Source organism: Micromonospora sp. WMMD1274 (genome assembly GCF_049179035.1).
Classification (GTDB): Bacteria; Actinomycetota; Actinomycetes; order Mycobacteriales; family Micromonosporaceae; genus Micromonospora; species Micromonospora tulbaghiae.
In genome coordinates this window covers 6,823,194-6,839,763 of record NZ_JBMHMG010000001.1, presented here as the reverse complement: position 1 = coordinate 6,839,763, position 16,570 = coordinate 6,823,194, and the positions used below count along the sequence as shown (strand labels likewise).

Annotated in this window: 14 protein-coding genes and 1 tRNA gene; 12 read left to right on the top strand and 3 right to left on the bottom strand. The window is 73.6% G+C overall.

Translation table 11 applies throughout. The annotated features are described in order from the left end of the window. Positions 1-39 precede the first annotated feature (39 nt). On the top strand, positions 40-225 hold the full coding sequence (locus ACN27D_RS32335) for a hypothetical protein (RefSeq protein WP_244933343.1): 186 nt from the start codon (positions 40-42) through the stop codon (positions 223-225). A gap of 39 nt (positions 226-264) precedes the next feature. Here the strand turns inward: ACN27D_RS32335 and ACN27D_RS32330 are convergent, their stop codons facing one another. Further along, a complete protein-coding gene (locus ACN27D_RS32330) occupies positions 265-2,052 on the bottom strand; it encodes a bifunctional metallophosphatase/5'-nucleotidase (protein WP_421500809.1) in 1,788 nt (595 codons plus the stop codon). A gap of 151 nt (positions 2,053-2,203) precedes the next feature. Here ACN27D_RS32330 and ACN27D_RS32325 point away from each other — a divergent pair, with 151 nt between their 5' ends. After that, the gene (locus tag ACN27D_RS32325; protein WP_358177453.1) at positions 2,204-3,106 is read left to right on the top strand and encodes an SDR family oxidoreductase; all 903 of its coding nucleotides are present in this window, start codon (positions 2,204-2,206) and stop codon (positions 3,104-3,106) included. 137 nt (positions 3,107-3,243) lie between these two features. Here the strand turns inward: ACN27D_RS32325 and ACN27D_RS32320 are convergent, their stop codons facing one another. Together ACN27D_RS32320 and ACN27D_RS32315 are read right to left on the bottom strand one after the other, a co-directional pair. Beyond that, the gene (locus tag ACN27D_RS32320) at positions 3,244-3,894 is read right to left on the bottom strand and encodes a nucleotidyl transferase AbiEii/AbiGii toxin family protein (RefSeq protein ID WP_091327688.1); all 651 of its coding nucleotides are present in this window, start codon (positions 3,892-3,894) and stop codon (positions 3,244-3,246) included. Continuing rightward, positions 3,891-4,217, bottom strand: a complete 327-nt coding sequence (locus ACN27D_RS32315; protein ID WP_120569841.1) for a hypothetical protein — start codon at positions 4,215-4,217, stop codon at positions 3,891-3,893. The genes ACN27D_RS32320 and ACN27D_RS32315 overlap by 4 nt, the downstream gene beginning before the upstream one ends. Before the next feature lie 918 nt (positions 4,218-5,135). On the opposite strand from ACN27D_RS32315, the gene ACN27D_RS32310 reads away from it, so the two are divergent. The 10 genes from ACN27D_RS32310 (at position 5,136) to ACN27D_RS32265 (ending at position 16,570) form a co-directional block, all read left to right on the top strand. After that, positions 5,136-5,723, top strand: coding sequence for a hypothetical protein (locus tag ACN27D_RS32310; protein ID WP_421500808.1), 588 nt, complete (start codon positions 5,136-5,138; stop codon positions 5,721-5,723). Positions 5,724-6,024: 301 nt separating this feature from the next. Next, entirely contained in the window at positions 6,025-9,348 is a 3,324-nt protein-coding gene (gene fdh, locus ACN27D_RS32305) for a formate dehydrogenase (RefSeq protein ID WP_421500807.1), read from the top strand. Next, complete coding sequence (locus ACN27D_RS32300; protein ID WP_121684229.1) at positions 9,341-10,384, top strand: 4Fe-4S dicluster domain-containing protein; 1,044 nt, start codon at positions 9,341-9,343, stop codon at positions 10,382-10,384. The genes fdh and ACN27D_RS32300 overlap by 8 nt, the downstream gene beginning before the upstream one ends. Further along, on the top strand, positions 10,381-11,577 hold the full coding sequence (gene nrfD / locus ACN27D_RS32295; RefSeq protein WP_421500806.1) for an NrfD/PsrC family molybdoenzyme membrane anchor subunit: 1,197 nt from the start codon (positions 10,381-10,383) through the stop codon (positions 11,575-11,577). The genes ACN27D_RS32300 and nrfD overlap by 4 nt, the downstream gene beginning before the upstream one ends. A 45-nt stretch (positions 11,578-11,622) precedes the next feature. Further along, positions 11,623-11,718 (top strand) — tRNA-Sec (locus ACN27D_RS32290). Between the two features lie 21 nt (positions 11,719-11,739). Beyond that, positions 11,740-13,032, top strand: a complete 1,293-nt coding sequence (selA, locus tag ACN27D_RS32285) for an L-seryl-tRNA(Sec) selenium transferase (RefSeq protein WP_121684231.1) — start codon at positions 11,740-11,742, stop codon at positions 13,030-13,032. Positions 13,033-13,037: 5 nt separating this feature from the next. Next, complete coding sequence (selB, locus tag ACN27D_RS32280; RefSeq protein ID WP_421500805.1) at positions 13,038-14,801, top strand: selenocysteine-specific translation elongation factor; 1,764 nt, start codon at positions 13,038-13,040, stop codon at positions 14,799-14,801. Positions 14,802-14,846: 45 nt separating this feature from the next. Beyond that, positions 14,847-15,044 carry a hypothetical protein gene (locus ACN27D_RS32275; RefSeq protein ID WP_013286387.1) on the top strand — a complete coding sequence of 66 codons (198 nt, stop codon included), beginning with the start codon at positions 14,847-14,849 and terminating at the stop codon, positions 15,042-15,044. After that, on the top strand, positions 15,044-16,321 hold the full coding sequence (locus ACN27D_RS32270) for a hemolysin family protein (protein WP_357895167.1): 1,278 nt from the start codon (positions 15,044-15,046) through the stop codon (positions 16,319-16,321). The genes ACN27D_RS32275 and ACN27D_RS32270 overlap by 1 nt, the downstream gene beginning before the upstream one ends. Positions 16,322-16,387: 66 nt before the next feature. Continuing rightward, on the top strand, positions 16,388-16,570 hold the full coding sequence (locus ACN27D_RS32265; protein ID WP_120569850.1) for a hypothetical protein: 183 nt from the start codon (positions 16,388-16,390) through the stop codon (positions 16,568-16,570).

The window sequence follows — 16,570 nt, the reverse complement described above, 5'->3', positions numbered from 1 at the left end:
TTGATGCGGAGACGGGACGGGCAGGCGCACAATGCGGTCATGAGCGAATCCGCCGAGTCGTTCACCGACGAGCAGTACGCGTTCCTGCGGCACGTCCGCTTCGGCGAACTGCCGGCCCGGGTACGCCCGGAGGAGCGGATCGAGGCCGCCGAGACCGAGTTCCCGCCGGACCGCCCGGATCCGGTCGGCGGGGAGTCGGAGTGGCACCTGCGCGCGGGCGGCTGACGGGGCCCGGACAGGCGTCCGGACCCCGTCGCCCCACTGTCAGAAGACCGGCACGCCCTCGCGGACCAGCTTCCAGTTGGGCACGAAGAAGTCGGCCGGGTCGATGACGCCCTTGGCCTGCGCCCAGTCGATGAGCAGCTGGCGGATCTCCTGCTGGGCGTTGTAGACCTGGGTCTTCACGATGCCCGGGAAGTTGCCGCCGCCGCTGCGCCGGTAGTTGTTCACCGCCACCACGAACCGGGCGTCCGCCGCGACCGGGGTGTCGGTGCCGGCCAGCACCAGGCGGGTGATCCGCTCGCCGACCGGCCTGGCGATGTCGATGTCGTAGTCGACGCCGGAGAACACGTCGTAGTTGTAGTCCGGCACGGTGGTGTCGTTGATGTTCTCCACGTCCACGGTGGTGCCGGCCGGGAAGGTCTTGAAGTACTTCGCCGAGTACTCCAGGTACGCCTTCACCTCGGCGCCGGTCAGCACGACCGCCTCCAGCGTGTTGTCGTACACGTAGAGGCCCGCCACGTCGCGGATCCGCACGTCGCCCTGCGGGAACACCGCGGTACGGCTGAACGGCGCGGCGATGGACAGCACCGGCAGGCCCGCGTACTCGCCGCCGGCGAGCGCCTCGGTGACCACCTCGGTCTGGACGTGGTTGATGAAGTCGAGGATCGGCGTGTCCTTGTACCGCGACTCGGTGGCGGACAGCTCCACGCTGGACTGCGCGACGACCCGGTTGACGTACTCGACGGTCTTGGTGTGCTGGCCGCGCACGGCCGCGAGCACCGCCGGGTCCTCGACCACGGTGTTGGTGTTCAGCGTGGTGGCCGACTTGGCGGTGACCGTCCAGCGGCCCTTGTCCCGGGTCAGCGTGAAGTCCATCCGGGTCAGTCGCTGGCCCCACTTCGACGGCTCCGAGGTGAGCACCCGCTCGCCGGTGGTGAGGTTCGTGACGAACTTCTCCGGCACCTCGTTGTGCGCGTGGCCGAACAGGATGGCGTCGATGCCGGGCACCTGCTCGGCGATCAGCGCGGTCGGGTTCTCGTTCGGCAGCTCCGGGCCGTAGCTGGAGGTGCCGCTGTCCCCGCCGTGGGCGGAGATGACGACCAGGTCGGCGCCGCGGCGGCGCATCTCCGGCACCCACTTCGCGGCGGTGGCCACCATGTCGGCGAAGACGAGGCGGCCCTCGACGTTGCCCTTGTCCCAGATGGCCACGCCGGGGTTGGTCAGGCCGAGGATGCCCACGCGCAGCTTCGGCGCGCCGTGCCCGCCGAGCTTGACCTCCTTGATCACGTACGGGAGGAACGCCGGCTTGCCGGTCTTCGCGTTGAGCGCGTTCGCGGCGAGGGCCGGGAAGCCGAGCTGCTCGATCCAGGTCGCCAGCAGCGGCAGGCCGTAGTTGAACTCGTGGTTGCCGAGCGTCACCGCGTCGTACCTGAGGACGTTCATGGCGCGGGCCATCGGGTGCGTCTCACCGGTGCTGGTGATCGGTTCCTGCTTGGCGTAGTAGGTGGCCAGCGGCGTGCCCTGGATCGTGTCACCGGCGTCCAGGACCAGCGTGGCCCGGCCCTTGCGCTCGGCGCGGATCTGGTTGACCAGGGTGGCGAGCTTCGCGACGCCGACGTCGTTGTGCTTGCTGTCGTCGAACTCGGCGTCCTTGTAGTAGTCCCAGTTGTAGACGTTGCCGTGGGTGTCCGACGTGCCGAGGATCGTCAGGTCCCAGGTCTTCGGCTTCGGCTTCGCCTCGGCGGGCGCGCCGGCCAGCAGGGGAGCGGTCGCGGCGGCGGCCGCGACGGCCAGCACCTGGCGCCGGGAGGCGCCGGAGGAGGAGGTCATGAGGTGCCTTTCCGAATGGGGGTACGCGCCTCGTGGGCGCCGTTGCGCACCATAACCACCACATGTCACGTGCGCCACACCGGCCCGAATTGTTTCCCCTCCGGTCACAGGCTGCTGTTTTCGCGCCGGTCACCGGGGTAGGGGCGGATCCATGAGCGAGGACCAGTTCACCCAGCAGCACCCGGCCGAGCAGTACGGACAGAGCGAGGGACAGCCGGCGCAGCAGCAGACGCCGCCCGGCAGCGAACAGGAGATGGGGCCGAAGCCCGACCACGGCGAGGAGTCGTACCGGGGCAGCGACCGGCTCACCGGCAAGCGGGCGGTCATCACCGGCGGCGACTCCGGCATCGGCCGGGCCGTCGCGATCGCCTTCGCCCGCGAGGGCGCCGACGTGCTCGTCACCTACCTCGGCGACGAGGAGGAGAAGGACGCCCGGGAGACCGTCAGCCAGATCGAGCAGGCCGGCCGCAAGGGCGTCGCCGTCCAGTGCGACCTGCGCGAGGAGGCCAACTGCCGCGCACTCGTCGACCAGGCGGTACGCGACCTCGGCGGCGTCGACATCCTGGTCAACAACGCGGCGTTCCAGATGTCGCAGGACAACGGCCTGCTCGACATCACCACCGAGCAGTTCGACCGCGTCTTCAAGACCAACGTGTACGCCATGTTCTGGCTCTGCAAGTTCGCCGTGCCGCACATGAAGGAAGGCTCGACGATCATCAACACGTCGTCGATCCAGGCGTTCGACCCGTCGCCGCAGCTGCTCGACTACGCCACCACCAAGGCCGCCATCGCCAACTTCACCAAGGCGCTCGCCCAGAACCTGGCCGAGCGCGGCATCCGGGTCAACGCGGTCGCGCCCGGCCCGATCTGGACGCCGCTGATCCCGGCCACCATGCCGAAGGAGAAGGTCAAGCAGTTCGGCACCGACACGCCGCTTGGCCGTCCCGGTCAGCCGGCCGAGCTGGCGCCCGCGTACGTCTACTTCGCCTCGCAGGAGTCCAGCTACGTCACCGGCGAGATCCTCGGCGTCACGGGTGGCCGCCCGACGAAGTGACGGCCCCTCCGGTCCCTGCTGGTCCCTTCCCGTCCGGCCGCCGTCCGTCTGGTCCCCGCCGCCTGCCGGGGTCGTTCCGACTCGTGGACGACCCCGGTCGGCGTGGCCGGGTTCCTCCGGCTCTCGGGCGCACCCCGTCAGCGGGGCCAGGCGGCCATCCGGCGGCGGACCTCGGCGATCCGCGGCGCGTCCAGGCCGTACCGGGTGAACCGGCGGTCGGCCAGCCCGTCGAGGTAACGGCCCGCCGCGCGCACGTCCTCGTCGTCGAGTGCCGGGTCGACCTGCCGGGCCAGCTCCAGCAGCTCCGCGACCGCGTACCGGTCCAGCGCGGCGGACACGTCGATGTAGTCGCGTACCTCCCGCCGGTTCACCAGCGCGGCGGTCTTGTTGGCGATCAGGTCGCGGACGTCCATGACCGGGCCGAGGTCCATCACCACCGGGCTGCGGTGCCGGTCCAGGCGGGCCAGGCTGAGCCGGATCTGCCGGCCGTCCCGGCTCACCACGAAGTCCCGCAGGTCCCGGTCGAAGCCGTCGAACACCTCGCCCAGCCCGCCCGGGTCCACCTCGGCCACCCGGTAACCGGCCCGTTCCAGCGCCGCGCGTACCCCGTCGGCCGCCGCCGCGGCGGCGCCCTCCACGTCGGCGAACAGGTCGACGTCCTCGGTGGGGCGGGTGACCAGGCCGTGCACCGCCCACGCCACCCCGCCGCCGAGCACGAACCGATGCGGGCCGGCGGCGGCAAGCGCCACCCGGGCCACCTGCCGGTAGAAGTCGTGCGGGTGGGTCACGCCGGGCGCAGGCTCCGGTGCCGGCCCTCCCAGGCCAGGCGTACGCCCCGGGGCAGGTTGAGCAGCGGCCACAACCGGCGCAGCGTGCCCGCGTGGATCAGCTCGCGCAGATCCTCCACCCGGGTCGTCTCACGCAGCACGTTCTCGTACATCCAGAGCAACTCGTCCGGGTCGCCCAGGTCGAAGGCGCGTTCGCTGCTCCACATCAGGCGTACCGGCAGCTCGACGATGCCGGTGGTGGGACCGGTCAGCTCGTCCAGGGTGCGCGCCACCACGGCGGGTCGCCCGGGGCGGGCGAGGTACGCGTGCGCGGTGACCGACATGGCATCAGGGTAACCCCAACCCGGCGCCTTTCCCCCCCCATCCGTCCCGCGCAGCACCCCCACAGCACCCGCCCCGCCCCGTCCTGCCGCGCCCCGCCGCGCGGTCGCCCCGCCTCGCCTCGCCCCGTCGATCATGAGGTTAGACCGGACAAACCGGTCAGCTCGTGCCGCCAACTTCATGATCGCCCGTCGCGATTGCTCGGCTTGTTCACCTCGCGCGGCACTCAGCCAGAGATCTTGGAGGATTTCGGCCCCTATGAGGGCCCTTTCCTTCCAAGATCTCCGTGGTGGCCGGTGCGCCGGACCTGGTGAGGTTCGCCCCGCGGCGATGCCTCCGCTGTCGGCGGATGGAGATCTTGGTACGTGCCCGCCCTTCCGGGGGCCGTTCCGTACCAAGATCTCCCGCACGGCCCTCCCGCCGAGACCGGCGACATCCGCTCGGGGCCTGCTTCGCGGGCGGGTCTTGCCGTCGGCGGCCCCGACCTCCCCGTTGATCATGAGGTTGACGGGGGCGAATCGGGCGCGATGTGCTGTCAACCTCATGATCGACGCGGCAGGGGCGGCCGGGCGGGAGTGGGGGAGCGGGGCGGGTCCGGGGTGCGTCGGGTGTCCGGTTTCGGGGTGGTCGGGGACACCCGTGCGGCGGAATCGCCGGCGGGGTCGGGGCGTTATACCTGGTGAACGACCGCAGCAGCGCCCCCCGCACCCCGAGAACGCGGACGGCGGCGTCCGGGAATGATCCCGGGCCGGCGGTCGTTGGACATGTCTCCGGCGCGACCAGTGCGCCCCGCACGCCACCCCCGGCGTCCGCGGGCCGCGAGAGCAGACGCCGGATCCCCCGAACATTTCCCTGAGCGCCTGACGGTGCCCACGCACCCCGCCCCCCGGGTGTGCGTCGACCCCCGAACGGAGCCCACCATGAACAGCATCCTGCGTAAGAGCATCCTCGGTATCGCCGGTCTGACCGTCGCCGGTGGCCTGGCCGCCGGCCCCCTCAACCACGACACCGGCGCCCCTGCGGTGCGGGACACGGCCGTCACCACCACCCAGGCCGCGAAGCTCGACAGCAACACCCTGATCCCGCACGGTGTGCAGGGCGCCCAGTCCCGTATCGACCTGAACGACGAGCAGACCAAGAACGTGAAGGCGATCATCGCGGCGACGAAGAAGGCCGGCATGGACGAGCGTGCCGCGGTGGTGTCGATCGCGACGGCGTTGCAGGAGTCGAAGCTGGAGAACCTCGGCCACCTCGGTGACCGTAACGACCACGACTCGCAGGGCCTGTTCCAGCAGCGCCCGTCCTCCGGTTGGGGCACGGTCGAGCAGATCACCGACCCCGAGTACTCGACGACGGCGTTCCTGAAGGGTCTGAAGCAGGTCGACGGCTGGCAGGACATGCCGCTGACCGTCGCCGCCCAGACCGTCCAGGTGAGCGCCTACCCCGACCACTACGCCCAGTGGGAGCAGCAGGCCGCCGACCTGGTGGCCGAGCACTGGAACAGCTGACCCGGCGGTGACCGGGGTCACGACGAACGAGCGGAAGAACCGTGACCCCGGTACCGTTGTGCAGAGCGTCGGTGTGTCCAGTGTCCCCGGGCCTCACCTAAATTGCCTTCGCGGAATACCGTTCGGCTGGAGCCGCGTCGCGCCACTCGCCGAGAGGCGACATGCACACCGACGCCCAGAGCCGCCCCGGCCATCCGGCCGGGGCGGCTCTGTCTGTGGGCTCGAGTCGCACGCCCCGGGCCGCTGGCCTAGGGTTACAGGCAGAGGTGAGCCGTTCTCGACGGAGAGGGGGTGTGCCCGGATGGGTTTCAAGACGTTCATCCAGGGGTGGCCGGTCTACCGGCAACTCACCGGCACCGACCCGCTCGGTCGCGGCGCCGCCGCCCAGTCGGCGCGCTCCGCCGAGCTGGCTCCCCGCACCGAGTCCGCCGACGGCATGGCCCGCTCGGTCTGCCCCTACTGCGCGGTCGGCTGCGGGCAGCGCGTCTTCCACTCCGGCGGCAAGGTAACCCAGATCGAGGGCGACCCGGACAGCCCGATCTCGCGCGGCCGGCTCTGCCCGAAGGGCTCGGCCAGCAAGAGCCTGGTGACCAGCCCGCTGCGCCAGACCAAGGTCCGCTACCGCCGGCCGTACGCGACCGAGTGGGAGGACCTGGACCTCGACGTCGCGCTCGACATGATCGCCGACCGGATCCTCACCGCCCGCGCGGAGACCTGGGAGGACGTCGACGACGAGGGCCGCCCGCTGAACCGCACGCTCGGCATCTCCAGCCTCGGCGGCGCGACGCTGGACAACGAGGAGAACTACCTCATCAAGAAGCTGTTCACCGCGATGGGGGCACTCCAGATCGAGAACCAGGCCCGTATTTGACACTCCGCCACCGTCCCCGGTCTGGGGACCAGCTTCGGTCGCGGCGGCGCCACGGACTTCCAGCAGGACCTCGCCAACGCTGACGTCATCGTCATCCAGGGCTCGAACATGGCCGAGGCCCACCCGGTGGGCTTCCAGTGGGTGATGGAGGCGAAGAAGCGCGGCGCGAAGGTCTTCCACGTCGACCCGCGGTTCACGCGTACCAGCGCGCTCGCCGACACGTACCTGCCGATCCGCGCGGGCACGGACATCGCGCTGCTCGGCGGCGTGGTGCGCTACATCCTGGAGAACGAGCTCGACTTCCGGGAGTACGTGCTGGCGTACACCAACGCGGCCAACATCGTCAGCGAGCGGTTCGCCGACACCGAGGACCTGGACGGCTTGTTCTCCGGCTACAACCCGGACACCGGCTCGTACGACCACGCGAGCTGGCAGTACGAGGGCCAGGAGGACAACGCCAAGATCCGCGGCACCGGCAAGGAACGCGACTCGGCCTCCGGGCTGGAACACGAGTCGCACGGCGAGCCGGTACCGCCGCAGGCACCTCGGGACGAGACGTTGCAGCACCCGCGCTGCGTCTACCAGATCCTGAAGCGCCACTTCGCCCGCTACACCCCGGAGATGGTGGCCCGCGTGTGCGGCATCCCGGAGGAGAAGTTCCTCGAACTGGCGCGCGCCTGGACGGAGAACTCGGGCCGGGAGCGCACCGGCGCGCTGGTCTACTCGGTCGGCTGGACGCAGCACAGCGTCGGCGTGCAGTACATCCGCACCGGCTCGATCATCCAGACGCTGCTGGGCAACATGGGCCGGCCGGGCGGTGGCATCCTGGCGCTGCGCGGGCACGCCAGCATCCAGGGCTCCACCGACATCCCGACGCTGTTCAACCTGCTGCCCGGCTACCTGCCGATGCCGCACCACGCCGACCACCCGACGTTCGACGAGTGGGTGGACAGCATCCGGCACCCGGGCCAGAAGGGCTTCTGGGGCAACTCGCGGGCCTTCGCGGCGAGCCTGCTCAAGGCGTACTGGGGTGACGCGGCGACGCCGGAGAACGACTTCTGCTACGGCTACATGCCCCGGATGACCGGCGACCACGGCACGTACCAGCAGGTCCTGAACATGATCGACGGCAGGGTGAAGGGCTACTTCCTGCTCGGCCAGAACCCGGCGGTCGGCTCCGCGCACGGCCGGGCCCAGCGCCTGGGCATGGCCAACCTGGACTGGCTCGTGGTCCGCGACCTGTTCATGATCGAGAGCGCCACGTTCTGGAAGAACAGCCCGGAGGTCGCCACCGGCGAGATCGTGCCGGAGGAGTGCCGCACCGAGGTGTTCTTCCTGCCGGCGGCCTCGCACGTGGAGAAGGAGGGCACGTTCACCCAGACCCAGCGGCTGCTGCAGTGGCGGGAGAAGGCCGTCGACCCGCCGGGCGACGCCCGCTCCGAGCTGTGGTTCTTCTACCACCTCGGCCGGGTGCTGCGGGAGAAGCTGGCCGCCTCCAGCGAGCGCCGCGACCGGGCGCTGCTGGACCTGGCCTGGGACTACCCCACGCACGGTCCGCACGCCGAGCCGAGCGCCGAGGCGGTGCTCAAGGAGATCAACGGGTACGAGGTGGCCACCGGCCGCCCGCTCAACGCGTTCGGCGAGGCCCGCGACGACGGCTCCACGGCGATCGGCTGCTGGATCTACTCCGGCGTCTACGCCGACGGGGTGAACCAGGCGGCCCGCCGCCGGTCCCGGCACGAGCAGGACTGGGTGGCGGCCGAGTGGGGCTGGGCGTGGCCGGCGAACCGGCGCACGCTCTACAACCGCGCCTCCGCCGACCCGGACGGCCGGCCGTGGAGCGAGCGCAAGAAGTACGTGTGGTGGGATCCGGACGCCGGCGAGTGGACCGGGTACGACGTGCCGGACTTCGAGAAGACGAAGCCGCCGTCGTACCGGCCGCCCGAGGGCGCCTCCGGCCCGGCCGGGCTCGCCGGTGACGACCCGTTCGTCATGCAGGGCGACGGTAAGGCGTGGCTGTACGCGCCGAGCGGCGTGCTCGACGGCCCGCTGCCGACGCACTACGAGCCGGCTGAGTCGCCGATGCGCAACCCGCTCTACGGTCAGCAGGCCAACCCGACCCGCAAGATCTACGAGCACCCGATCAATCGGATGAACCCGAGCCCGCCGGAGCCGCACAGCCAGGTCTTCCCGTACGTGTTCACGGTCAGCCGCCTCACCGAGCACCACACCGCCGGTGGGATGAGCCGTACCGTGCCGCGCCTGGCGGAGCTGCAACCGGAGATGTTCGTCGAGGTGTCCCCGGAACTGGCCGGCGAGATCGGGCTGGCGCACCTGGGCTGGGCGCACCTGATCAGTGGCCGTGCGGTGATCGAGGCGCGGGTGCTGGTCACCGACCGGCTCACCCCGCTGCGGGTGGACGGCCGGATCATCCACCAGGTCTGGCTGCCGTACCACTTCGGCACCGAGGGCCTGGTCACCGGCGACTCGGCGAACGACCTGTTCGGCATCACGCTGGACCCGAACGTCCTCATCCAGGAGAGCAAGGTCGGCACCTGCGACATCCGGCCCGGGCGGCGGCCCACCGGCCCGCCGCTGCTCGACCTGGTCGGCGACTACCAGCGGCGGGCCGGCATGACACCGGACCGCAAGGTGCCCCTGGTGACCACCGACGCGGCCGGCGGGGACGACGCCGCCGGCAGCACCGACGAGCAGTCGGCCGCCGCGCACCAGGACGGGGATCGGGATGCCTGACGCCAACAGCCTGTACGGCCCGCTCGACCCGGCCCCGGACGCGGGCTGGGTGGACGCGCCGCCCCGGATGGGCTTCTTCACCGACACCAGCGTCTGCATCGGCTGCAAGGCGTGCGAGGTGGCCTGCAAGGAGTGGAACGGCGTCCCCGACTCGGGTTTCGACCTGCTCGGCATGTCGTACGACAACACCGGCGCGCTCACCGCGAACTCGTGGCGGCACGTCGCGTTCATCGAGCAGCCCCGCCCGGCCGGGCACGGCACGCCGCCGTTCGCCGGTGACCCGACCGGCCCGGCGACCAGCCCGGAGTCCGCGGCGGTCGGCGCGGTCACCGCACCCGACACGGGTACGAATCCCGGCCTGCCGCCGGGGCGGCCGGAGGCGGCGGCGCGGATGGCCGCCGGTCCGGAGTTCCTCGGCATGCCCGGCGTCCAGCCGCCCGGGCGGGCCACCGGCGTGGAGTCCCGTACCGACTTCCGCTGGCTGATGATGTCCGACGTGTGCAAGCACTGCACGCACGCGGCCTGCCTGGACGTGTGCCCGACCGGTTCGCTGTTCCGCACCGAGTTCGGCACCGTGGTGGTGCAGGAGGACATCTGCAACGGCTGCGGCTACTGCATCTCCGCCTGCCCGTACGGCGTGATCGACCAGCGCAAGGGCGACGGCCGGGCGTGGAAGTGCACGCTGTGCTACGACCGGATGGGGGCCGGCATGACGCCCGCCTGCGCGCAGGCGTGCCCGACCGAGTCGATCCAGTACGGCCCGCTCGACGAGCTGCGGGAACGGGCCGCCCGGCGGGTCACCGCGCTGCACGAGCACGGCGTGCCGGAGGCGCGGCTGTACGGCCACGACCCGACCGACGGTGTCGGCGGCGACGGCGCGTTCTTCCTGCTGCTGGACGAGCCGGAGGTGTACGGGCTGCCGCCGGACCCGGTGGTCACCACCCGGGACCTGCCGAAGATGTGGAAGCGGGCCGGGCTGGCCGCGCTGGCCATGGCGGCGGCTGCCGTCGCCGCGTTCGTCGGAGGATCGTCGTGAGCCCGGACCGCCCGGTCGGTGACCTGTTCCGCCGCTTCCGCGAGCGCCTGTCCGCGGAACGGGAGAACGGCAGCGCCACCGAACGCCGCAGCGCCGCCGAACGCGAGAACGGCAGCCGCGCCACCGCGGCCGGTCCCGGCGTGGGACGGACCGACGCGGGCTCCCGCGACGCCGGGCTGGCCCCGCACCCGCCCCGCGACGCGGTACCGCGCCGCCGCAGGGGCGGCAAGGGCGGGGGGGAGCAGCAGCTCAACGTCCCGCCGGCCGAGTTCACCTCCTACTACGGCCGGCCCGTCCTCAAGCCGCCGGTGTGGCGGTGGGACATCGCCGCGTACCTGTTCACCGGCGGTCTCGCCGCCGGCTCGTCGCTGCTCGCAGCGGGCGGGCAGCTCACCGGCCGTCCCGCGCTGCGCCGCGCCGGCCGGGTCGCCGCGCTCGCGGGCGTCGGCGCCAGCACGTACTTCCTGGTCAACGACCTGGGCCGGCCGTCCCGCTTCCACCACATGCTGCGGGTGGCGAAGGTGACCTCGCCGATGTCCGTGGGCACCTGGATCCTCAGCGTGTTCGGCCCGGCCGCCGGGGTCGCCGCGGTCGCCGAGGCGGCCCCGCTGCTGCCCGAGCGCGGCGTGCTGGGGCTCGGCCGCCGGCTGCTGCCCCCGGCCGGGCACGCCGCCGGTGTGGTAGCCGCCGTCACCGCGCCGGCGCTGGCCACGTACACCGGGGTGCTGCTGGCGGACACGGCGGTGCCGTCGTGGCACGAGGCGTACCCGGAACTGCCGGCCATCTTCGCGGGCAGCGCCCTGGCCAGCGGCGCCGGTGTCGGGCTGGTGGCCGCGCCCTGCGCCCAGGCCGGCCCGGCGCGGCGCCTCGCGGTCGCGGGCGCGGCGATGGAGCTGTGGGGTTCGCACCGGGTGGAGAACCGGCTCGGACTGCTCAGCGAGCCCTACACGCAGGGCACGCCGGGGAGGCTGCTGCGCGCGGGCCGGGCGCTGACCGCCGCCGGTGTGGTCGGCGCGCTGGTCGGCCGGCGCAGCCGGGTGCTGTCCGCGCTCTCCGGCGGCGCGCTGATCGCCGCGTCGGTGTGCACCCGGTTCGGCATCTTCCACGGCGGGGTCGCCTCGGCGCGCGATCCGCGGTACACGGTCGTGCCGCAGCGCGAACGCGCCGACCGGCGGGCCGCCGACCAGGTCTGACACCTCCCCGGGCGGCCTTCCGTCCGCTGTGGTTGACTGCTGCGTGGAGGCGTTCAGGCGGCTGGTGCCCCTCCCGGTCTTCAAAACCGGTGTGGTCCGGGACCCGGGCCAGGCGGGTTCGATTCCCGTCCGTCTCCGCCAAACCGTTCCCGGGAGTGCGCGATGCGTGAGGTCGACCCGCGACGGCGGGTGCCGCGCACCGACGCGCTGCTCGCCGATCCCGCGCTGGCCGCCGCCGCCGGCACGCTGGGCCGCGACCGGGTCAAGGCCGCGATCGTCCGCGCCCAGGACCGCGCCCGCCGCGGCGAGCTGACCCCCGATCAGGTACGCGACGCGGCGCTGGCGGACCTGCCCGGCCGGACGCCACGTGCGGTGCTCAACGCCACCGGTGTCGTGCTGCACACCAACCTGGGCCGCGCCCCGCTCGCCCCGTCCGCCGTGGACGCGCTCGTCGCCGCCGCCGGGCACACCGACGTGGAACTGGACCTGCGGACCGGGCGGCGGGCCCGGCGCGGCCGGGAGGCGCTCGACGCACTCGCCGCGGCCGTGCCCGACGCCGGGGCGGTGCACGTGGTGAACAACGGCGCCGCCGCGCTGGTGCTGGCCGCGACCGCGCTGGCCGCCGGCCGGGAGATCGTGGTGAGCCGCGGTGAGCTGGTCGAGATCGGCGACGGGTTCCGCCTGCCCGACCTGCTGGCCAGCACCGGCGCGCGGCTGCGCGAGGTGGGCACCACCAACCGCACCACCCGCGCCGACTACGAAGCCGCGATCGGCGACCAGACCGGGTTCGTGCTGAAGGTGCACCCGTCGAACTTCGTGGTCACCGGCTTCACCTCGGCGGTGCCGGTGGCCGAGCTGGCCACGCTCGGCGTACCGGTGGTGGCCGACATCGGGTCGGGGCTGCTCGCGCCGGATCCGCTGCTGCCGGCCGAACCGGACGCGGCCACCACGCTGCGCGCGGGCGCGCACCTGGTCACCGCCAGCGGCGACAAGCTGCTCGGCGGCCCGCAGGCCGGTCTGCTGCTCGGCGACGCCGACCTGGTGCAGCGGCTGCGCCGGCACCCGCTGGCGCGGGCGCTGCGGGTCGACAAGCTCACCCTCGCCGCGCTCGCCGCCACCCTGTACGCGCCGACCACGCCCACCCGCGACGCGCTGCACGCCGACCCGGCCCGGCTGCGGGAGCGGCTGGAACGGCTGCGGGACCGGCTCGGCGAGGACGGCTGCAAGGCCGAGGTGGTGCCGTCGGCTGCGGTCGTCGGTGGCGGCGGGGCGCCCGGCGTGGAGCTGGACTCGTGGGCGCTGAGCCTGCCCGAGCGGTACGCCGAGCCGCTGCGCACCGGCGACCCGGCGGTCCTCGGCCGGGTGCTGCACGGCCGGCTCCTGCTGGACCTGCGCGCCGTGCCGGAGGACGCCGACGACCGGGTCCGCGCGGCCGTGCTGAGCGTGGGGGACTGACCGGCATGTGGGTGGTGGCGACCGCCGGGCACGTGGACCACGGCAAGTCCACGCTGGTGCGGGCGCTGACCGGGATGGAACCGGACCGGTGGGCGGAGGAACGCCGCCGCGGCATGACCATCGACCTCGGCTTCGCCTGGACCACACTGCCGTCGGGCGGCACCATCGCCTTCGTCGACGTACCCGGGCACGAGCGGTTCGTGCCGAACATGCTCGCCGGTGTCGGCCCGGTCCCGGCCGCGCTGATCGTCGTGGCCGCCGACGAGGGCTGGATGCCGCAGTCCGCCGAGCATCTGGCCGCGCTGGACGCGCTGGGTGTGTCGTACGGGCTGCTCGCGGTCACGCGCGCGGACCTGGCCGATCCCGGGCCCGCGACGGCGCGCGCCCGCGCGGAGATCGCCGCGACGTCGCTGGGCGCTGTGGAGGCGGTGCCGGTCTCCGCGGTCACCGGTGCCGGTCTCCCCGAGCTGCGCGCCGCGCTGGACCGCCTGACCGCCCGGCTGCCCGCCCCGGCCGCTGACGCGCCGGTGCGGCTCTGGGCGGACCGCGCGTTCACCGTGCGCGGCAGCGGCACCGTGGTCACCGGCACGCTCGGCGGCGGCCGGCTGCGCGTCGGCGACGAGCTGGAGCTGGCCGCCACCGGTGAGGCGGTGCGGGTACGCGGACTGCACTCCCTCGGCGTCGCCCGTGCCGAGGTCGAGGCCGTGGCCCGGGTCGCGGTGAACCTGCGCGGGCTGCCCCGGGACCGGGTCGGGCGCGGCGACGCGCTGCTCACACCCGGCCGGTTCGGGCGTACCGACCTGCTCGACGTGCGGCTGGCCGGCGACCCGGCCGCCGACCTGCCGGCCACGCTCACGCTGCACGTGGGCTCGGCGGCGGTGCCCGCCCGGGTCCGGCCGCTGGGCCCGGACACGGTACGGCTGCGCCTGGCCCGCCCGCTGCCGCTGCTGATCGGGGACCGGGCGCTGCTGCGCGACCCCGGCCGGCACCACGTCGCGGGCGGCGTGACGGTGCTGGACGTGGACCCGCCGCCGCTGCGCCGCCGGGGCGCGGCGGCCGCCCGCGCGGCGGTGCTGGCCGGACTGGACGGGCGGCCGGACCTGGCCGGCGAACTGCGCCGGCGACGGCTGATCCGGGCCGGTGACCTGACCCGGATGGGCGTGCCGCCGACCGCGACACCGGTGGCCGGGCAGTGGCTGGCCGACCCGGAGCACTGGCGGGACCTGGGCCGCCGCCTCACCGACGAGGTGACCCGGTACGCCGCCGAACATCCGCTCGCCGCGGGCGTACCCGTCGACGTGCTGCGCCACCGGCTCGACCTGCCCGACCGTGCCCTGGTCACGGCGTTGCTGCGCCCGCCGCTGCGGCTGCGCGACGGCCTGGTCACCGCCGTCGGGCAGGGGACACTGCCGGACCCGGTGGCCCGGGCGGTGGACCGGGTCCGGGCCGAGTACGGCGACCGCCCCTTCCAGGCCCCCGAGGCGCACCACCTGGCCGACCTCGGCCTGGGCCCCCGCGAGATCGGCGCCGCCGTACGGGCCGGCGCGCTGCTGAAGCTGGCCGAGAACGTGGTGCTGCTGCCCGGCGCCCCGGACGACGCGGTGCGCGTGCTCGCCGGGCTGCCGCAGCCGTTCACGCTCAGCGCCGCCCGGCAGGCGCTCGGCACCACCCGCCGGGTGGCGGTGCCGCTGCTGGAGCTGCTGGACCGGCGCGGCGCCACCCGCCGGCTGCCCGACGACGCCCGCGAGGTGGTCCGCCCGCCGGGCTGAGCCAACCGGCGCCGCCCGCCCGTCCCGGTCACCTACCGTGACGCCATGGACCCTTCCGCGGTCTGGCGGGACAAGAACCACAAGTGGCGGATCGAGGCGTACCGGGCGCCGGACCTGCGCTTCGCCATCTTCGCCACGAACGGCCCCACCGAGTCGGCGCCGCTGTGGCTGTTCGGGATGGCCGCGCTGGCCCGCTGGCTGATGACCCACGCGATCTCACTGGACGACCTGGAGACCGACTGATGGGCGTGCAGGTCGCGCTGGTGCTGGTGCTGATCCTGGTCAACGCCGCGCTGTCCGGCAGCGAGATGGCGCTGGTGAGCCTGCGGGAGGGACAGCTGCGGCGGCTGGCGCGCTCCGGGCGGGCCGGGGCGCGGCTGAGCCGCCTCACCCGCGAACCGAACCGATACCTGGCCACCATCCAGCTCGGCATCACGCTCGCCGGGTTCCTCGCCTCGGCCGCCGCTGCGGTGACGCTGGCCGAGCCGCTGGTCGGCCCGCTGGGCTTCCTCGGCGGGGCCGCCCGCGCGGTGGCGGTGTTCCTGGTGACGCTGCTGCTGACGTTCCTCACGCTCGTGGTGGGGGAGCTGGCACCCAAACGGCTGGCCATGCAGACGGCGGAGCGGTGGGCGCTGATCAGCGCCGGGCCGCTGGACCTGCTGGCCCGGCTGTCCCGGCCGGCGGTGTGGCTGCTGGGCCGCTCCACCGACCTGCTGGTCCGGCTCGCCGGCGGCGACCCGCGCGCCAGCCGGCAGGAGGTGACCGAGGAGGAGCTGCGGGAGATGCTGGTCAGCCAGCGCGGCCTGTCCGCCCAGCAGCGGGAGATCCTCGCCGGGGCGTTCGACATCGCCGGCCGTACGCTGCGGGAGATCATCGTCGCGCGCCGCGACGTGACCACGCTGCCCGCCGACCTGCCCGCGGCCGAGGCGATGCGCCGGCTCGCGGCCACCGGCCGGTCCCGGGCGCCGGTGATCGGCCCCGGCGGGCTCGACGACGTGTGCGGCACCGTGCACATCCGCGACCTGGTGGACGCCGACGGCGCGCGCGTCGGCGACCGCGCCCGACCGCCGGTGCTGCTGCCGGGCACGCTGCCGGTGGCCGACGCGATGCGGCAGCTGCGCCAGCGGCACGAGCAGCTCGCCCTGGTGGTCGACGAGTACGGCGGCGTGGACGGCCTGGTCACCATGGAGGACCTGCTCGAGGAGGTGGTCGGCGAGCTGTACGACGAGACCGACCGGGACGTGCGCCGCGCCGTCCGGGAACCCGACGGGGCGCTGCTGCTGCCCGGAGACTTCCCGCTGCACGACCTGCCCGACGTGGGCGTGCGCGTGACGTTCCCGCTGTCGCGCGAGTACACCACTGTGGCCGGGCTGGTGCTGGCCGGCCTGGGCCGGCTGCCCGAGGGGCCGGGGGAGCGGGTCCGGCTGCCCGGCCTCACCGTCGAGGTGGTCGAGGTGGCGGGACGGGCGATCCGCCGGGTCCGGCTGCGCGGTCCCGCTGTGGGCCGCACGCCGGACTGACACCCGGACGGGGGACAGCCGCCCGATCCCCGCCCCGGCCCGCGCCGCCGGTCGTACGGTGCGGGCGTGAAGGACCGAGGAATGCGTACGTTCGTCACCGTGCTGGCCGGGCTGGCTGTGATCTACTTCGGCTTCACCGGAAGCCGCGACAGCGGCGGGGAGGGCGGCGTCTCCGGCGGCGTGGTGCTGCTGGCGCTGCTCGCCTCGCTGCTGGCCTGGAACCTGACCAAGCCCGGCCCGGCGAAGTAG